Source organism: Yersinia sp. 1252 StPb PI, assembly GCF_048593885.1.
Taxonomy (GTDB): domain Bacteria; phylum Pseudomonadota; class Gammaproteobacteria; order Enterobacterales; family Enterobacteriaceae; genus Yersinia; species Yersinia enterocolitica_E.
In genome coordinates this window covers 17,163-34,284 of sequence record NZ_JAZGQE010000037.1, presented here as the reverse complement: position 1 = coordinate 34,284, position 17,122 = coordinate 17,163, and the positions used below count along the sequence as shown (strand labels likewise).

Genomic DNA, 17,122 nt, shown 5'->3' with positions numbered 1-17,122 from the left:
CGCCACTGGTTGATAATGATTATCATAATCATTAGGAGGTATAAACTCAACTGAATATTAAAATTAAAATCTTATTAGGCTGAAAATATTGGTTTTATAACGTAGGTTAAATAAGAAAAATAATCGTTAGAGTAACGTTAATCAAAATAAGACAATATGAAAAATAACATGTAAATTATTTCAAATACGTTTGCATGTAAAATGGGCCACTATAAAGCGGCCCATTATCAATATTAATACCTAACTAATTAAATTAGGCGTTCTTTCGCTTCGGCAATAGCAGAAGCCACCTGCTGTGGTGAGACCCCACCTTTAGCAACACGTTTATCCAGGCAAGATTGCAATGCCAGAATCGGATAGACATCATCGCCAATCACTGCGCTGAACTTCTGCAAATCGGCCAGCGAGAGTGCTTCCAGCGCTTTACCCTGACGAATAGCTTCAACGACTGCTTCACCAACAATATGGTGCGCCTCACGGAAGGGTACGCCCTTGGCGACCAGATAATCAGCCAGTTCAGTAGCATTGGCGTAACCCTGTTCTGCCGCTTCTTTACAACGTGGCCGTTTTACCTGAATACCGTCTAATACCAGCGCCGCCATATGCAGGCAATCGAGCCAGGTATCCAACGCATCAAACAGCCCTTCTTTGTCTTCCTGCATGTCTTTGTTATAAGCAAGAGGCAAGCCTTTCAACGTCATCATCATTCCGGTCAATGCACCTTGTACCCGGCCACATTTACCACGGATTAATTCCAACGCATCTGGGTTTTTCTTCTGTGGCATCAAGGAAGAACCGGAGGTCACACGATCCGATAAATCAACGAAAGCCGCTTCACCACTGTTGAAGAAGATCAGATCCTCAGCAAAACGAGACAAATGCACCATGCCGATGCTGGCATCAGACAGTAGCTCTAAGACGTGGTCGCGGTCTGAAACACTGTCGAGGCTGTTGCGAGTGGCAGAGGCGAAACCTAACCAGCTAGCCAATTGTTCGCGATCGATGGCATAGGCAGTACCTGCCAATGCACCACTGCCCAATGGGCTGACATCCAAGCGCGTCAGGGTATCTTGCAGTCGGCTTTGGTCACGCGACAGCATTTCTGCATACGCCAGACACCAGTGAGCAAAAGTCACCGGTTGAGCACGTTGCAAGTGGGTATAACCCGGCATGACGGCATCCTGATTCACTTCGGCTGTGGCAACCAGCGCCTGCTGCAACTGCTTAACCGCAGTTTGTAATTCAGTAATCTGGAATTTGCACCACAATTTCAGATCGGTCGCCACCTGATCATTACGGCTACGGCCGGTATGCAGTTTTTTGCCTAAATCGCCAACTTTATCAATCAGTTTGGTTTCGACCCAACTGTGAATATCTTCAGCATCACTGTTCAAGATAGCCTGTGGATCGGCCTGCACTTCTTTTTGCAATGCATCAAGTGCCTGTTCCAGTTGTTGCTGTTCGGTAGCCGTTAATACCCCAACTGTCACCAGCGCTTTCGACCAGGCAACAGAACCGATAATATCCTGCTCCGCCAGCCGATAATCAAACCGCAGTGAATCGTTGAATTGCTTGAAACGCTGATCTGCCGCCTGACTGAACCGCCCGCCCCACAATGCCATAATCTTTCTTCCCTAGTTTCAGAATAAAAACTCATAATAAAATAAACAGTATCAGGTATCAGGCCGAAATACGTGTACCGATCGGCTCACCATTAAACAGTGCCGGTAACTGATCCGCATGACGCCAACTGGCAATATCTACCGGGCGGCCTAGTGAGCGTGCTGCATCCAGTGCTGCGTTCACTTTAACTACCATACCATCGGTGATGATGCCTTGAGCAATGAGTTGCTCGGCTTTTTGCGCCGTCATTTCAGCAATCCGTTGGCCTTTACCATCCAGTATGCCACTAACATCAGACAACAAGATCAAATCTGCCCCAAGGGTGGCGGCTAACGCGGTGGCTGCCTGATCGGCATTCACATTCATCAGTTGACCGTCGGCAGTAATACCAATGGAGCTGATAATGGGCATGTAATCCGCAGCCAGCAAGGTATTCACCAAAGTAGGTGATCCCGGCTGAGCATTACCCACATGCCCCAGCTCGGCATCCAGTAGGGTTACCGAGACGGTTCCACCATCGCCCAGACACAAGCCAACAGCATTAATATTATGTTTCACCGCCCAAGACAGCAGGGTTTTGTTAGCGGTGCCCGCCAGTGCGCCGGTAATGATATCAATCTGATCAGCAGGGGTGACGCGTAAGCCGTTTTTCTTCACCACCGGCAAAGCGAGTTTTTTCATAAGATCGTCAACCAGACAACCGCCACCGTGCATAATCACTAGCGGGCGCTCATGCTTTTCGCGATAAGTCACCAATGCAGTAAACAGGCGTTCCAGCGCTTCTTCGCTGTCGAGCAACACGCCACCTAATTTAATGACTAACGGATTCATCATTTTTGCGCCTTATTTAATCGGGTAAAATTTATGGGGTTACAGGCATGACCGCGACCAGCAATTTCGGCTAGTGACTAACCTTGCCCCACAACAAAGACTCGGTTTCTGTAAAACCAAAACGTATATTCATGCATTGCACAGCCTGAGCTGCTGCACCTTTCAGTAGGTTATCTTCGGTCGCGACAATAATTAAATGTTCGCCTTGCACTGAGAAACCAATATCGCAGAAAGGCAAACCAACCACCGCTTTCAACGCGGGAACACCTTGCTGATACAACCGCACCAGCGGTTTATCCTGATAAGCATGGTGATACGCGTTGGCAATATCTTGCGCCGTAATACCCGCGTTCAGACGGCAGGTAATGGTCGCCAAAATGCCCCGGGCGAAATTACCCAAGTGCGGGGTAAAAATAACTGGCGTGCCAAGGTGAGCCACAATTTCTGGATGATGACGATGATTAAACAAGCCGTAGGGCTGTAAACTCACTTCACAGAAACTGTTGCCGATACTGGCCTTACGCCCTGCGCCGCTGACGCCACTGACCGCATTAATCACCGGCCACTGTGCTTCATTCAATAATTTATTATCAACCAACGGCTTAAGCGCTAATTGCGATGCGGTTGGATAACAGCCTGGTACCGCGATCAACTGTGCCTGCTTAATCTCTTCTGCCTGCCATTCAGCAAGCCCATAGACGGCTTTATCCAGCCAATCGGGATGTTTATGTTCAAAACCATAATATTGACGGTAAAACGCCGTATCTTTAACCCGAAACGCACCAGAGAGATCGAATACGACACAACCGGCAGCTAAAAATTGCGGCGCTAAATCATGGCTGACCTCGTGGGCGGTAGCGAGGAACACAACATCAACCCCTTTTGCTGCCTGAGCCACATCCACCAAGGGTTGTAGCGGGAGATCAATAATGCCTTTTAGCTGCGGATGCAGGTCAGAAAGTAATTTTCCTGCATCTGCACTTTGCGCTGAAACCGTTAAACCGGTTATGTTCATATGTGGGTGACGACTCAGGTAAGCCGTAAGCTCCGCTCCGGCATAACCACTGGCACCAACAATTAGCGTATTCAACATGGGTTCAGTTCACCTTACCCTGCTTACTTGACGTTGCAGCAGTGCTTATTACTCACTTGCCGCCTACCTGCAACTCCAAGTACTTTGGGTATAAAAATGTAATTCGGTATAAAGACATAAGTAGTCAAAACCGGTATTTGGGTTTTCAGCAAGGTTTTGCTGTTCCCCTCGTGATTGAGCGTTGACATTTTCGTAAATTTAAGGGTGTTTTTTCGGTTCCCTTACGCTCAAGCTTAATGTATTTTTATTCATAATTACTGCATGAATATTGATACTATCCTAACCAAAGGCTGTCAACAGTGAAGATGAAATTACCTCCATTTATTGAGCTGTATCGGGCGTTAATCGCGACGCCATCGATCAGCGCAACCGATAGCGCTCTCGATCAAAGTAATGAGGCGTTAATCAACTTGTTGGCCGGATGGTTTGCAGACTTGGGTTTTCGTGTCGAGATCCAACCCGTGCCCGATACACGCCACAAATTTAATCTGCTTGCCAGCATTGGAGAAGGCAATGGTGGATTATTGCTGGCGGGTCATACCGATACTGTGCCTTTTGATGAAGGGCGTTGGACGCGCTCACCGTTCACCCTGACCGAACATGACAATAAGTTGTATGGCTTGGGTACCGCCGACATGAAAGGCTTCTTCGCCTTTATTCTGGATGCGGTGCGCGATATCGATGCCAGCAAACTGAGCAAGCCACTGTATATTCTGGCAACCGCCGATGAAGAAACCACCATGGCAGGCGCGCGCTACTTTGCCGCCTCCAGCCAGCTGCGCCCAGATTTTGCCATTATCGGGGAGCCAACCTCGCTGCAACCGGTGCGGGCGCACAAAGGGCATATTTCCAATGCTATCCGAATTACCGGTCAGTCTGGGCATTCTAGCGATCCGGCACGTGGGGTGAATGCCATTGATTTAATGCATGAATCTATCACTCAATTGATGAAGCTACGCACCAGGTTGCAAGAGCGTTATCACAATCCGGCGTTTACTATTCCGTATCCCACCATGAATTTTGGTCATATTAACGGCGGTGATGCGGCAAACCGTATCTGTGCTTGCTGCGAATTGCATATGGATATCCGCCCGTTGCCGGGCCTGACATTAAGTGATCTGAATGAGTTAATGACCGAAGCGCTGACACCGGTAAGCCAGCGCTGGCCGGGCCGTTTGAGCATTGACGAACTGCATCCACCGATCCCAGGCTATGAATGTCCAACCGATCACCATATGGTAGGGGTTATCGAGAAATTATTGGGTGAGCGTACCGCGGTGGTGAACTATTGCACCGAAGCGCCGTTTATCCAGCAAGTGTGCCCAACGCTGGTGCTGGGGCCCGGTTCGATCGATCAAGCCCATCAGCCAGATGAATTTATCGATATGGCCTTTATCGAGCCAACCCGCGAGCTGATTGGTCAGTTGGTTGACCATTTCTGCCAGCAGTAATTACCTCTTATGGGGTAGGCGATCAATTTTGCCTATTAGGAAGACTGATAACCTGACCTTGGTAATTAAATTTCAGCAATATCCCTAAAATTGATGTTTTTTTGCTAAAAATAGTGTCAATTGGAGTATGGAATTGAACGTGGCGAGTGGAATTGTCCATCTCGGCCTTTTGGGTGAAATTAATTTACAAAAAGAAACCATAAAAGTTTATACCCAAAGTCATTGGCGTTGCAGGTAGGCAGCAAGTGAAAGACAAATCGGTTGAAGACCGATTTGAACAGCATTTATGCTAGCCCGCAGGGTGAGCCTCTTTGAGGCTCATTAATCCCGATCAGCTGACACCGGTCAGTGATTCGGGTGAGTAAGCGTCGCTAACCACCCTGCGGCGTCAAGGGCGAAGGGGATATGGGTCAGGGGTCATATGAACGAACAATATTCCGCAATGCGAAGTAACGTCAGTATGCTCGGTACGCTACTCGGGGACACCATCAAAGAAGCGCTTGGTGAACACATCCTTGAAAAAGTAGAAACCATCCGTAAATTATCCAAATCTTCGCGTGCTGGTAATGAAGCGAGCCGTCAGGAACTGCTGACCACGCTGCAAAATCTGTCCAACGACGAGCTGCTGCCGGTAGCCCGTGCTTTTAGCCAATTCCTCAATCTGACGAATACGGCAGAGCAATATCACAGTATTTCACCACACGGTGAAGCCGCAAGTAACCCAGAAGCTCTGGCCCAGCTTTTCACCCGCTTAAAAGATAAAAAGCTGAGTGAGAAAGATATGCGCAGCGCGGTTGATGAGTTATCCATTGAGTTGGTGTTAACCGCTCACCCAACCGAAATTACACGTCGCACCCTGATCCACAAACTGGTGGAAGTGAATACCTGCCTGAGCCAGTTGGATCACAATGACTTAGCCGATTACGAACGCAACAAGATCATGCGTCGTTTGCGCCAGTTAGTTGCACAATCGTGGCATACTGACGAAATTCGTAAAATACGCCCTTCCCCAGTAGATGAAGCCAAATGGGGCTTTGCCGTGGTTGAAAACAGCCTGTGGGAAGGTGTGCCCGCATTCCTGCGTGAGTTTAACGAGCAGTTACAAAACTCGCTCGATTACCGCTTGCCTGTAGAGGCCGTACCAATACGCTTCACCTCTTGGATGGGGGGGGACCGTGACGGTAACCCGAACGTTACCGCTGAAATTACCCGCCATGTGCTGTTACTCAGCCGTTGGAAAGCCACCGACCTGTTCTTGCGTGATATTCAAGTGTTGGTATCAGAGCTGTCCATGTCGGAATGTACCCCGGAACTGCGTGAATTGGCCGGTGGCGAAGAGGTGGTCGAACCTTATCGCGAATTAATGAAACGCGTCCGTACCCAGTTGACCAATACTCAGGCTTATCTGGAAGACCGTCTGAAAGGCGAACGTGTCTTGCCACCAACTGATTTGCTGGTGAGTAATGACCAACTGTGGGACCCGCTTTACGCCTGTTATCAGTCTCTGAAAACCTGTGGCATGGAGATCATTGCTAATGGCCAACTGCTGGACACCCTGCGCCGCGTGCGCTGTTTTGGTGTGCCATTGGTGCGTATCGATGTGCGCCAGGAAAGTACCCGCCACACCGATGCCATCGCTGAACTGACCCGTTATCTGGGCCTCGGCGATTATGAAAGCTGGTCTGAGGCAGACAAACAAGCCTTCCTGATCCGCGAACTGAACTCCAAGCGCCCACTGGTTCCGCTGAAATGGGAACCGAGTGCTAATACACAAGAAGTGCTGGAAACGTGCCGGGTGATTGCCGAAGCACCACAAGGCTCTATCGCCGCTTACGTTATCTCCATGGCTAAAGTGCCATCAGACGTGCTGGCAGTACATTTACTGCTGAAAGAAGCGGGTTGCCCATTCACGCTGCCAGTTGCGCCATTGTTCGAAACCCTTGATGACCTGAACAATGCCGACGAAGTGATGACCCAGTTGCTAAATATCGACTGGTATCGCGGCCTGATCCAAGGCAAGCAGATGGTGATGATTGGCTATTCCGACTCGGCAAAAGATGCCGGCGTAATGGCAGCATCCTGGGCGCAATATCGTGCGCAAGATGCGTTGATCAAAACCTGTGAGAAGGCCGGTATCTCTCTGACGCTGTTCCACGGTCGTGGCGGTTCTATCGGCCGTGGCGGTGCGCCTGCACATGCAGCTCTGCTTTCTCAGCCTCCGGGTAGCTTAAAAGGCGGCTTACGCGTTACTGAACAAGGCGAGATGATCCGCTTTAAATTTGGGCTGCCGGAAGTCACTATCAGCAGTCTGGCGCTGTATGCCGGAGCGATTCTGGAAGCCAATCTGTTACCGCCGCCAGAGCCGAAGAAAGAGTGGGTTGAGGTGATGGACATTCTATCGGACGCTTCCTGCGATATGTATCGCGGCTACGTGCGTGAGAATCCTGAGTTTGTCCCTTACTTCCGCGCCGCGACCCCAGAGCTGGAATTAGGTAAGTTGCCATTGGGTTCTCGCCCGGCAAAACGCCGTGCGGATGGCGGAGTCGAGAGCTTACGTGCCATTCCGTGGATTTTCGCCTGGACACAAAACCGCCTGATGCTACCTGCCTGGCTGGGTGCGGGGGCCGGTTTGCAAAAAGCGATTGATGCCGGTAAGAAAGAAGTATTAGCCACGATGTGTCGTGACTGGCCATTCTTCTCTACCCGTATCGGGATGCTGGAAATGGTGTTCGCCAAGGCTGATTTGTGGCTGGCGGAGTATTACGACCAACGTTTAGTGGATAAATCACTGTGGCCGTTGGGTCAGCAATTACGCGACCAGTTAGCCGCAGATATTAAAGTGGTGCTGGCTATCGCCAACGATGACCACTTGATGGCTGATTTGCCGTGGATTGCGGAATCGATCGCGTTGCGTAATGTGTATACCGACCCACTGAACGTGCTGCAAGCTGAGCTGTTGCACCGTTCGCGCCAGCATGAGCACCCAGATGCCCGTGTTGAGCAGGCATTGATGGTGACTATCGCCGGTGTGGCTGCGGGAATGCGGAATACAGGTTAGCCATTGATTTTGGGGGAAGCGATTCCCCTGATTATCTTTTGTTTGCTTGATGATTATGATGAAAAGGGGCCACCGCCCCTTTCAAAAATTACGGTCTCACCCCGAGGGTATGGCAAATCGCATAACTCAACTCTGCCCGATTCAAGGTATAGAAATGGAAATCCTTCACCCCTTCACGGCTTAAAATCTTCACCATATCCATCGCCACTGAGGCACCCACCATTTTGCGCGTCTCAGGATCATTATCCAGCCCTTCGAAAATACTGGTCATCCAGTGTGGTACCCGCACGTTGGTCATGGTGGCAAAGCGCTGAAGCTGTTTAAAATTGGATACCGGTAAAATGCCCGGCACAATTTCAACGTCGATGCCGGTAGCCACACAGCGGTCGCGAAAACGCAGATAGCTCTCAACATCAAAGAAGAACTGGGTAATCGCCCGGTTAGCACCCGCATCAATCTTACGCTTGAGGTTGATCAGGTCAGCTTGCGCGCTTTTGGCTTCAGGATGGACTTCTGGATAAGCCGCCACCGAGATATCAAAATCCCCGACGTCTTTCAGCAAGGTCACCAAATCAGATGCGTACATTTCTGGTTTACCACTATCCGGTGGCAAATCCCCCCGCAGAGCAACGATATGGCGGATACCGCTGTTCCAGTAATCGGTAGCAATATCACGTAACTGAGTCGGTGAAGCATCAATGCAGGTCAGATGCGGTGCGGCTTCCAGGCCAGTGCGCTCTTTTATCCCTTTGATGATGCTGTGGGTACGATCGCGCTCGCCAGAGTTCGCGCCATAAGTCACCGAGACAAACTTAGGTTTCAGGGTGCTCAGACGATCAATCGAACTCCACAGGGTCTCTTCCATCTCGCTGGTACGCGGCGGGAAAAACTCAAAAGAAACATTAATCTGACCCTGCAACTCTGACAGACTTTGATTCAGCGCTTCCCGCTGGTTTGCGTGGAAAAAACTCATACCCTGTTACTCCATTGTCGTTATGACGACTTATGTTATCTGTTACCGCTCATTTATGAGCGTCTATACGTTTAGACGGCTAAATAGAAAATGACGGAAGTTGGCTAAAGAGTCAACTTTTAAATAAGTTTAGGACGATGATTAATCTTCACACGCCATACGCAGAAAATTCATGTAGACCTCTAACCCTTGAAGTTACAGGGGTTCGCGGTGTTCGCTTACTGCCTGTCAGCAATATGCGCTCTTGGGGACCGGCATTAAAGAGGGAATGGATTAAAGAGGTAATTTCGCCTCCTCCGCTTAAGCAAAAGAGGCGAATTAATGCAAATTACAGCAATTGAGACAGGCGGTTTAAATCAGACTGAATTGCTCCGGCAGTAACATCACGCCCGGCACCTGGGCCACGAATGACCAGAGGGTTATCGCGATACCAACGGCTCTCAATGGCAAAGACGTTATCGCACGGCAGCAACGAAGCCAGCGGATGGTCAGCACGAACGGCTTCAACGCCCACTCGAGCCTTACCATTAGCATCAAAGCGTGCCACGTAACGTAACACCAACCCCATCTCATTCGCGGCTTCTAAGCGCTGAATCATTTGCTGATTCAATGCTTCGCCATTTTCAAAGAACTGATCTACCGACCCCACATCAGCACCAGCAGGCACCAGCGACTCCACCCGCACCTGATTCGGTTCAATGTCATAACCCGCTTCACGGGCCAGAATCACCAGTTTGCGCATCACATCCTGGCCGGAAAGATCCACCCGTGGGTCTGGCTCAGTCAGACCTTGCTGCCAGGCTTGATCGACCAATTCGGTAAAGGGTACTGTGCCGTCAAATTGCAGGAATAACCACGACAGCGTGCCGGAGAAGATACCACTGATCGCCAAGATACTGTCGCCGCTATCACGTAGATCACGCACCGTGTGGTTAACCGGTAAGCCAGCGCCCACCGTGGCGTTGTACAGCCAGTGGCGGCCGGTTTTGGCAAAAGCATCGCGAATTTGGCGGTAGTTATTGCTACTGGATGCACCGGCCAGTTTGTTGGCGCTGATAACGTGGAAACCGTAGCTGGCGAAATCCAGATATTGTCCGGCCAGCGACTCACTAGCGGTCACATCCAGCACCACCAAATCATCAAACGGGTGTGCTCGCATCCACAAGAACAGCGACTCTTCATCCTGCTCTTTGGCTTCGTCATCATAAAATGCCAATGTCCGACTGGCATCCAGCCCATCGTAACTTAACAGGCTGCGGCGGCTATCCACCACACCTGCCAGCACAAACTCAAAACCACTGCGCGCCGAGATATTCTTCTGCTCGCGGGCGAACAGTTCCAGCCAGCGGGCACCAATATTACCTTTGCCGAACAGCATCAGACCAATGCGTTTTTCTGCACGGAACAGTGACTGGTGCAAGCCCTGAATCAGGTGTTCAGTCGGACCAAGGCGCAAAACGGCCACCATGCTGATCCCATCTTCTGCCTGCCAAATAAACTCAACTGGCTGATCTTTTAACTGTTGGTAGAACCGGTGGCTGTGCAGTGGGTTCTTGCAGACCCCCGCGCCCACCAGTGCGACCAGTGCCAGCCCTTCGCGTAGGGATAATTTACCCGGCAGCGCGGCATCTTCCAGCACTCTTAGTGCACTGTTAACTACTTCGGAGGTATAGCAGAGTTGCAACAGATTGCGATCGGGATGAATACCGGTGGCTAGCGGTTTGATTTGCGCACGTTTGAGTAGCAAATCAATCTCTTTCTGCGCCAGCGAGAAATCGTGATGACCGGCAATCTGCAATTCGATCAGGCAGACATCATCATGGCTGGTAACGATTTTCGCCCCCGAACCTGATGCCAGTACGCGCTCAATGCGGGTTGAACCCTGCTCTGGCTGATAACTACAACGCAGTTGTAAATCGATATCACTGCCTGAAACCGGCTGTAGCGTGCGGGTATGCAGCACCGGTGCTGCCAGACGGGCCAATTCACTGGCTTCATCCAATCGCAGTAACGGTAACAGACAGGCATCTTTTACTTTGCGTGGGTCAGCACTGTATACCCCAGCAACATCACTCCAGATGGTCACCCGCTCGACCCCCGCCAGCGCCCCGACTTGTGTCGCCGAGTAGTCACTGCCGTTACGCCCCAGCAGCACGGTTTCACCGGAATTACTGCGCGAGATAAACCCTGTCACCACCAAACGTTGATGTGGATGCTGGGCCATTAATTGTTGTAACAGCGGGTAAGAACGGCCTTCATCGATTTGTGGTTGTGCCGCACGCTCTGCGCGCAGGAAACTACGGGCATCCAGCCAGGTGGCGTTCATATCCTGCTTGTTCAAAACCGCCGCCATCAAACGGGCGGACCAAATCTCACCGTGCCCCACCACTTCGGCATAAATTGCATCGTCGACTTTGTTATCCAGCAGGCCCGCCAAACGCTCCAAATCATGGATAAACTCACTAATCAGCGGTTCGGCCATTTCTGGAGACAATAAGCCACTGATCAGATCATGTTGATAACGACGTAAATTTTGTTGCACCTGATGAGCAGAAAGACGATCACTTTGGCTCAGTTTCAACCAGCTAATCAGTTGGTTGGTGGTACTGCCTGCCGCAGACACCACCATCAGATCACCAGGATGACTGTAATTGGCCATAATATTGGCCACCCGCAGGTAACACTTCACATCCGCAAGGCTACTACCACCAAACTTATGCAGTTGACGGCCGGTCACCGCCGCTGCTACCGCTGTTGCATTCATGCTTACCTCGTTCCCGCCAACTGGAAAGCATTTTCCAAATCGGCAATCAAATCTTCGCTGTCTTCAATACCCACGGAAATGCGCAACAAGCTGTCAGTAATACCTGCGGCAATGCGCGCTTCTGGTGCCATACCGGCATGGGTCATGGTCGCTGCATGGGAAATCAGACTTTCCACACCGCCCAAAGACTCTGCCAGAGTAAATAACTCAAGGGCTGAGAGGAAGCGACGCAGTAGCTGTTCATCACCATCAAGCTCAAAACTGAGCATCGCACCGAAACCAGACTGCTGACGGCAAGCAATTTCGTGGCCGGGATGTTGTGGCAGAGAAGGATGATACAGCTTTTTCACTAAAGGCTGCTGCTGTAAATAACGAACAATCTCATCCGCATTACGTTGCTGCTGAGCCATACGTGGCGACAAGGTACGCAAACCGCGTAATAACAGGTAGCTATCAAATGCTGCCCCCGTTACCCCGATATTATTCGCCCACCATGCCAGCTCAACCGCCAGCTCAGGATCTTTGGCAATTACCGCACCAGCGACCACATCAGAGTGACCATTTAGGTATTTAGTACAGGAGTGAACCACCAAATCCGCCCCTAAAGAGAGTGGCTGCTGCAAGGCGGGGCTGAGGAACGTGTTATCACAAACCGTCAGAGCACCTACTGCACGTGCCGCCTTGCAGATAGCGGCAATATCTACCACTCGTAGCAGCGGATTACTGGGTGTTTCAATCAATATAAGCTTGGGTTTTTCCGCCAAGGCCCGGCTCAATGCCGTTTCATCACCCTGATCGACAAACAGCACCCGATAAGCACCGCGCTTGCTCAGACTATCGAATAAACGATAACTGCCGCCGTAACAGTCGTGTGGGGCGACCAGCAAATCACCCGGCTTTAGGAATGTGGTGCAAACCAAATGAATCGCCGACATCCCGCTGCTGGTCATGACTGCACCCGCACCACCTTCCAGTTCCGCCAGTGCACGCTGTACCACATCGCGCGTCGGATTCCCGCGACGTGAATAATCATGTGCGCGCGGCTGATTAAAATCGATAAAATTATAGGTACTGGAGAGGTGAATCGGGGGGACAACGCAGCCGTATTGCTCGTCATCGTTCAACCCGCTACGGACTGCTATTGTTGCCTGTTTACGCGTCATATGGATTTCCACCAGCCGGTTATCGAGAAAATGTTACGCCAGATTAGACGCACAAATTACGGACGTCAATACATCTGGACATCTAAACTTCTTTGCGTATAGATTGAGCAATGGAATAATAACCGCTAAAATTGTAGAGGCTTTAACTATCTTAATGATGTCAGTGAGTTTTCGGTGGTGTTTTGTTTAACCGCAAGGACCGTATCGAAAGGTAACGGCTATCAATAAGTAGTAAAATGATTAAATGGGTGATGTTGCTCTAGTAAAATCGACATTTATTTAGTGAGAACAGCGAAGATCGGGCATAATTGGCCGGTTTTCAGAATTTTGTATTTTCCCGACAAATTTAAGGTGTCCCATGGCTGAGTGGAACGGCGAGTATGTCAGCCCTTACGCTGAACACGGTAAGAAAAGCGAACAGGTCAAAAAAATTACGGTATCCATTCCGCTGAAGGTGTTAAAAATCCTCACCGATGAACGGACCCGCCGTCAGGTGAACAACCTGCGCCACGCCACCAACAGTGAATTGTTGTGTGAGGCCTTTTTGCATGCATTTACCGGCCAGCCGCTACCGAATGACGAAGACCTGCGTAAAGAACGTAGCGATGAAATCCCGGAAGCCGCGAAAATTTTAATGCGTGAGTTGGGTGTTGATCCCGATACCTGGGAATATTGATAAATACAGTTTTAACATGATACTCATCACTCCACTGATTCGCTTTAATTGTATTTTTAATCGTAAAGTGGAGTGAAATTAATGCCTTTTCCCGTGGGAAGTGGTTTTATTACCGCTGAAATAAGCGACTTACAGATCAACAATATGTGGAGTGAGGATGTCCGTCCTCATCTTAGTCTGTGGGAAAAAATCAAAGATTTTTTCTTTTCCATTCATCAAGAAGAAGCACTACAACTCTTATTTGATCTCTATCACCCTTCGCCAAATACTACCCCACAAAGAGTTAAAGAGATTTGGGAACAATTAAGACAGTTAGCCTCACCGGGTTATGAGAGCTGTTTTGGTTGTACCGATTCTAATCCCAATCCCAATCCCAATCCCAATCATTTCACCATTGATGGTACAAATTTATCGTTGCAAATAGGTACTGATGGCTACAAAGTCACTAATGATTTTACTCTAGATCTAAAGTACAGATACCAACCTAGCAATTAAGTGCCCTATAGTCAGTTGGATCATGCCAATCTCGCGACACTGACTATCATCTTTTGCTAACAACAAAAAAGGCACCCGAAGGTGCCTTTTTCATCTGACGGGCAATAATTACTTCTTAGCGCCCGGCATGCTGAAACGCTTGTTGAAGCGGTCAACACGGCCACCGGTAGCAACATCACGCTGCTTGCCAGTGTAGAACGGGTGGCATTCGCCGCACACGTCCAGATTCAGGTCATGACCAACAGTAGAGTTGATCTTGATAACGTTACCGCAAGAGCAAGAAGCAGTAACTTGTTCGTATTTAGGGTGGATACCTTGTTTCATGGAAAACCTCTATATTTAGGCCGTGTCGCTATCCAGCCCTGTTCCGCCAGACACCACACGATTGATAAATAACAATTTGATTGTTAACGAACAGCTGCGGATAAAGTAAGCAACGGTTGTTAACAGGATTTGATATCGAATTATACCAAAGGCGGCGAATCATACAGAATTTGACTAAACCGCGCAATCGAATCCGCACATTGTGAAGCACGCAGTGTAAACTGTTCAATCTTTATTTATACCCGTCATACTTCAAGTTGCATGTGCGTTGGCTGTGCTCAATAACCCGAATCACTTACTCATGTAAGCTCAGCGGGATTTTCTCGCTTGCCGCCTTCCTGCAACTCGAATTATTTAGGGTATAGGCCAATTGTACTTATTTAGACCAATTTTAGTTATTAGGATGAAAAAACATGTCCGTTGTTCAAGTGGCATTACCCGTACCGTTGGCCCGTAGCTTTGATTACCGTTTAGACAGCGCCATGGCCTGCCCGGTGGTCGGTGCTCGCGTCAGTGTGCCATTTGGTAAACGCAAAGCCATCGGAATTGTGGTGGGTATCAGTGATACCAGCACATTCCCCCTTGAACAACTGAAAGCCATTGACGCCGTTCTGGATGAGCGCAGCCTATTCCCATCCAGCTTGTGGCGCATTCTCTGCTGGGCAACCGAGTATTATCATTACCCGATAGGTGAAGTGCTGTTCCATGCTCTACCTATTCTGTTGCGCCAGGGGAAGCCTGCCCAATCTGCGCCGTTGTGGCAGTGGTTCGCAACCGAACAAGGGCGAGCCACACCACCGGAAAGCTTAAAACGCGCACCGAAGCAGCAGCAAGCGCTTGCCGCATTATTGCAAAAACCGGTCTATCGCCATCAAGTTAATGAAATGGCACTCACCGAAAGCGCATTGCAGGCATTACGCAGTAAAGGGCTAATTGACCTGCGGGCGCAGGAAATCGCGACTACCGATTGGCGCAACGGCTTCGCCGTTCTGGGTGAGCGCCTGCGGCTGAATACCGAGCAGGCAACCGCCGTTGGGGCGATTCGCAGTGAAGATACCCAGTTTGCGGTCTGGCTGCTGGCTGGGGTGACCGGCTCCGGTAAAACAGAAGTTTATCTGAGCGTGCTGGAAAATATTCTGGCACAAGGCCGCCAGGCGTTGGTTTTAGTCCCTGAGATCGGCCTGACCCCACAGACTATCGCTCGTTTTCGCGAAAGGTTTAACGCCCCCGTTGAGGTGCTCCATTCAGGTTTAAATGACAGCGAGCGTTTGTCCGTCTGGCTACGGGCGCGTAACGGCGAAGCCGCAATTGTTATTGGTACCCGCTCGGCACTGTTTACGCCGTTTTCCCGCCTCGGGGTCATTATTATTGATGAAGAGCACGACAGCTCTTATAAACAACAAGAAGGCTGGCGGTATCATGCCCGGGATTTAGCCGTATTTCGTGCCCGTGAAGAAGGCATTCCTATCGTGATGGGCACGGCGACCCCGGCGCTTGAGACCCTGCACAATGTGCAAATGGGTAAATATCGCCAGTTGACGCTATCTAAACGGGCGGGGAATGCCAAACCCGCCGTACAGCATTTGCTCGATTTAAAAGGCTTGCCGCTTAAAGTTGGCCTCTCTCAGCCACTGCTAAAACGGATGAAAACCCATTTGCAGGCCGATAATCAGGTAATTTTGTTCCTGAACCGCCGTGGCTATGCTCCCGCGCTACTGTGCCATGAGTGTGGCTGGATTGCTGAATGCCAGCGCTGCGACCACTATTACACCTTGCATCAAAATCACCGTCAGTTGCGCTGCCACCATTGCGACAGCCAGCGCCCGGTGCCTCAGCAATGCCCAAAATGTGGTTCAACCCATCTGGTCTCTGTCGGTGTTGGCACTGAACAGTTAGAGAACGAACTGGCTCCTCTGTTCCCGGATACTCCCATCACTCGAATTGACCGCGATACCACCAGCCGCAAAGGCTCGCTGGAACAGCATTTGGCTGATGTCCATCAAGGGGGTGCGCGCATCTTGATTGGTACCCAAATGTTGGCTAAAGGGCATCACTTCCCTGATGTCACGCTAGTGGCCTTGCTGGATGTCGATGGCGCACTGTTCTCGGCAGATTTCCGTTCGGCAGAACGGTTTGCCCAGCTTTATACACAAGTTTCAGGTCGTGCCGGGCGCGCGGGTAAGCAAGGTGAAGTTATTTTACAAACACACCACCCCGAGCATCCACTGCTGCAAATTTTGCTGCAACAGGGCTACGATGCCTTTGCCAAACAGGCCCTAGAGGAACGTAAAAGCGTATTTTTACCGCCTTATACCAGCCATATCATCGTGCGCAGTGAAGATCACGATAACCAGCAATCCGCGCTATTCCTGCAGCAATTGCGTAATTTGCTGGAAGCCAGCCCACTCAAAGATGATGCATTGTGGATTATGGGGCCAGTGCCCGCATTGCAGGCCAAACGCAGTGGGCGCTTCCGTTGGCAATTGCTGTTACAGCACCCTTCACGGCAATTGCTACAACGGCTGATTAAAACCTCTCAGCCGCTAATCAATACATTGCCGCAGGCACGTAAGGTTAAGTGGACGTTGGATGTTGACCCAATAGACAGCTAATTCCCCGCCTTAATTCATGCCAATAACGTTGAGTAGTCTCTCTTTCACTTGGGGGATTT

General features: G+C 50.1%; 12 protein-coding genes. 5 read left to right on the top strand and 7 right to left on the bottom strand.

Going from position 1 to position 17,122, the window contains the following annotated elements; translation table 11 throughout:
- Nucleotides 1–248: 248 nt before the first annotated feature.
- From argH to argC, 3 genes are all read right to left on the bottom strand, one after another.
- Nucleotides 249–1,622: an argininosuccinate lyase gene (gene argH / locus V2A85_RS08125; protein WP_420071224.1), complete on the bottom strand. Its 1,374-nt coding sequence runs from the start codon at nt 1,620–1,622 to the stop codon at nt 249–251.
- Nucleotides 1,623–1,680: 58 nt separating this feature from the next.
- A complete protein-coding gene (gene argB / locus V2A85_RS08120) occupies nt 1,681–2,454 on the bottom strand; it encodes an acetylglutamate kinase (RefSeq protein WP_372560675.1) in 774 nt (257 codons plus the stop codon).
- A gap of 70 nt (nt 2,455–2,524) precedes the next feature.
- On the bottom strand, nt 2,525–3,547 hold the full coding sequence (gene argC / locus V2A85_RS08115; RefSeq protein WP_420071223.1) for an N-acetyl-gamma-glutamyl-phosphate reductase: 1,023 nt from the start codon (nt 3,545–3,547) through the stop codon (nt 2,525–2,527).
- A gap of 305 nt (nt 3,548–3,852) precedes the next feature.
- Between argC and argE the strand changes: the two genes are divergently transcribed.
- A complete protein-coding gene (gene argE / locus V2A85_RS08110) occupies nt 3,853–4,998 on the top strand; it encodes an acetylornithine deacetylase (RefSeq protein ID WP_420071222.1) in 1,146 nt (381 codons plus the stop codon).
- A 421-nt stretch (nt 4,999–5,419) separates the two neighbouring features.
- Complete coding sequence (gene ppc, locus V2A85_RS08105) at nt 5,420–8,056, top strand: phosphoenolpyruvate carboxylase (RefSeq protein WP_372560117.1); 2,637 nt, start codon at nt 5,420–5,422, stop codon at nt 8,054–8,056.
- Between the two features lie 88 nt (nt 8,057–8,144).
- On the opposite strand, the gene metF is transcribed toward ppc, so the two are convergent.
- The 3 genes from metF to metB all read right to left on the bottom strand — a co-directional run bounded on the left by metF (nt 8,145) and on the right by metB (nt 12,956).
- Entirely contained in the window at nt 8,145–9,029 is an 885-nt protein-coding gene (metF, locus tag V2A85_RS08100) for a methylenetetrahydrofolate reductase (protein ID WP_083161792.1), read from the bottom strand.
- A gap of 328 nt (nt 9,030–9,357) precedes the next feature.
- Complete coding sequence (locus V2A85_RS08095) at nt 9,358–11,793, bottom strand: bifunctional aspartate kinase/homoserine dehydrogenase II (RefSeq protein ID WP_083161790.1); 2,436 nt, start codon at nt 11,791–11,793, stop codon at nt 9,358–9,360.
- A gap of 2 nt (nt 11,794–11,795) precedes the next feature.
- Entirely contained in the window at nt 11,796–12,956 is a 1,161-nt protein-coding gene (gene metB, locus V2A85_RS08090) for a cystathionine gamma-synthase (protein ID WP_372560118.1), read from the bottom strand.
- 358 nt (nt 12,957–13,314) lie between these two features.
- On the opposite strand from metB, the gene metJ reads away from it, so the two are divergent.
- Both metJ and V2A85_RS08080 read left to right on the top strand, forming a co-directional pair.
- Nucleotides 13,315–13,632: a met regulon transcriptional regulator MetJ gene (metJ, locus tag V2A85_RS08085; RefSeq protein WP_004392248.1), complete on the top strand. Its 318-nt coding sequence runs from the start codon at nt 13,315–13,317 to the stop codon at nt 13,630–13,632.
- A gap of 81 nt (nt 13,633–13,713) precedes the next feature.
- Entirely contained in the window at nt 13,714–14,127 is a 414-nt protein-coding gene (locus V2A85_RS08080; RefSeq protein ID WP_420071221.1) for a hypothetical protein, read from the top strand.
- A gap of 108 nt (nt 14,128–14,235) precedes the next feature.
- Here V2A85_RS08080 and rpmE read toward each other — a convergent pair whose 3' ends face one another.
- A complete protein-coding gene (gene rpmE / locus V2A85_RS08075) occupies nt 14,236–14,451 on the bottom strand; it encodes a 50S ribosomal protein L31 (protein ID WP_083161786.1) in 216 nt (71 codons plus the stop codon).
- Between the two features lie 413 nt (nt 14,452–14,864).
- Here rpmE and priA point away from each other — a divergent pair, with 413 nt between their 5' ends.
- Entirely contained in the window at nt 14,865–17,063 is a 2,199-nt protein-coding gene (gene priA / locus V2A85_RS08070) for a primosomal protein N' (RefSeq protein ID WP_420071220.1), read from the top strand.
- Nucleotides 17,064–17,122: the final 59 nt, after the last annotated feature.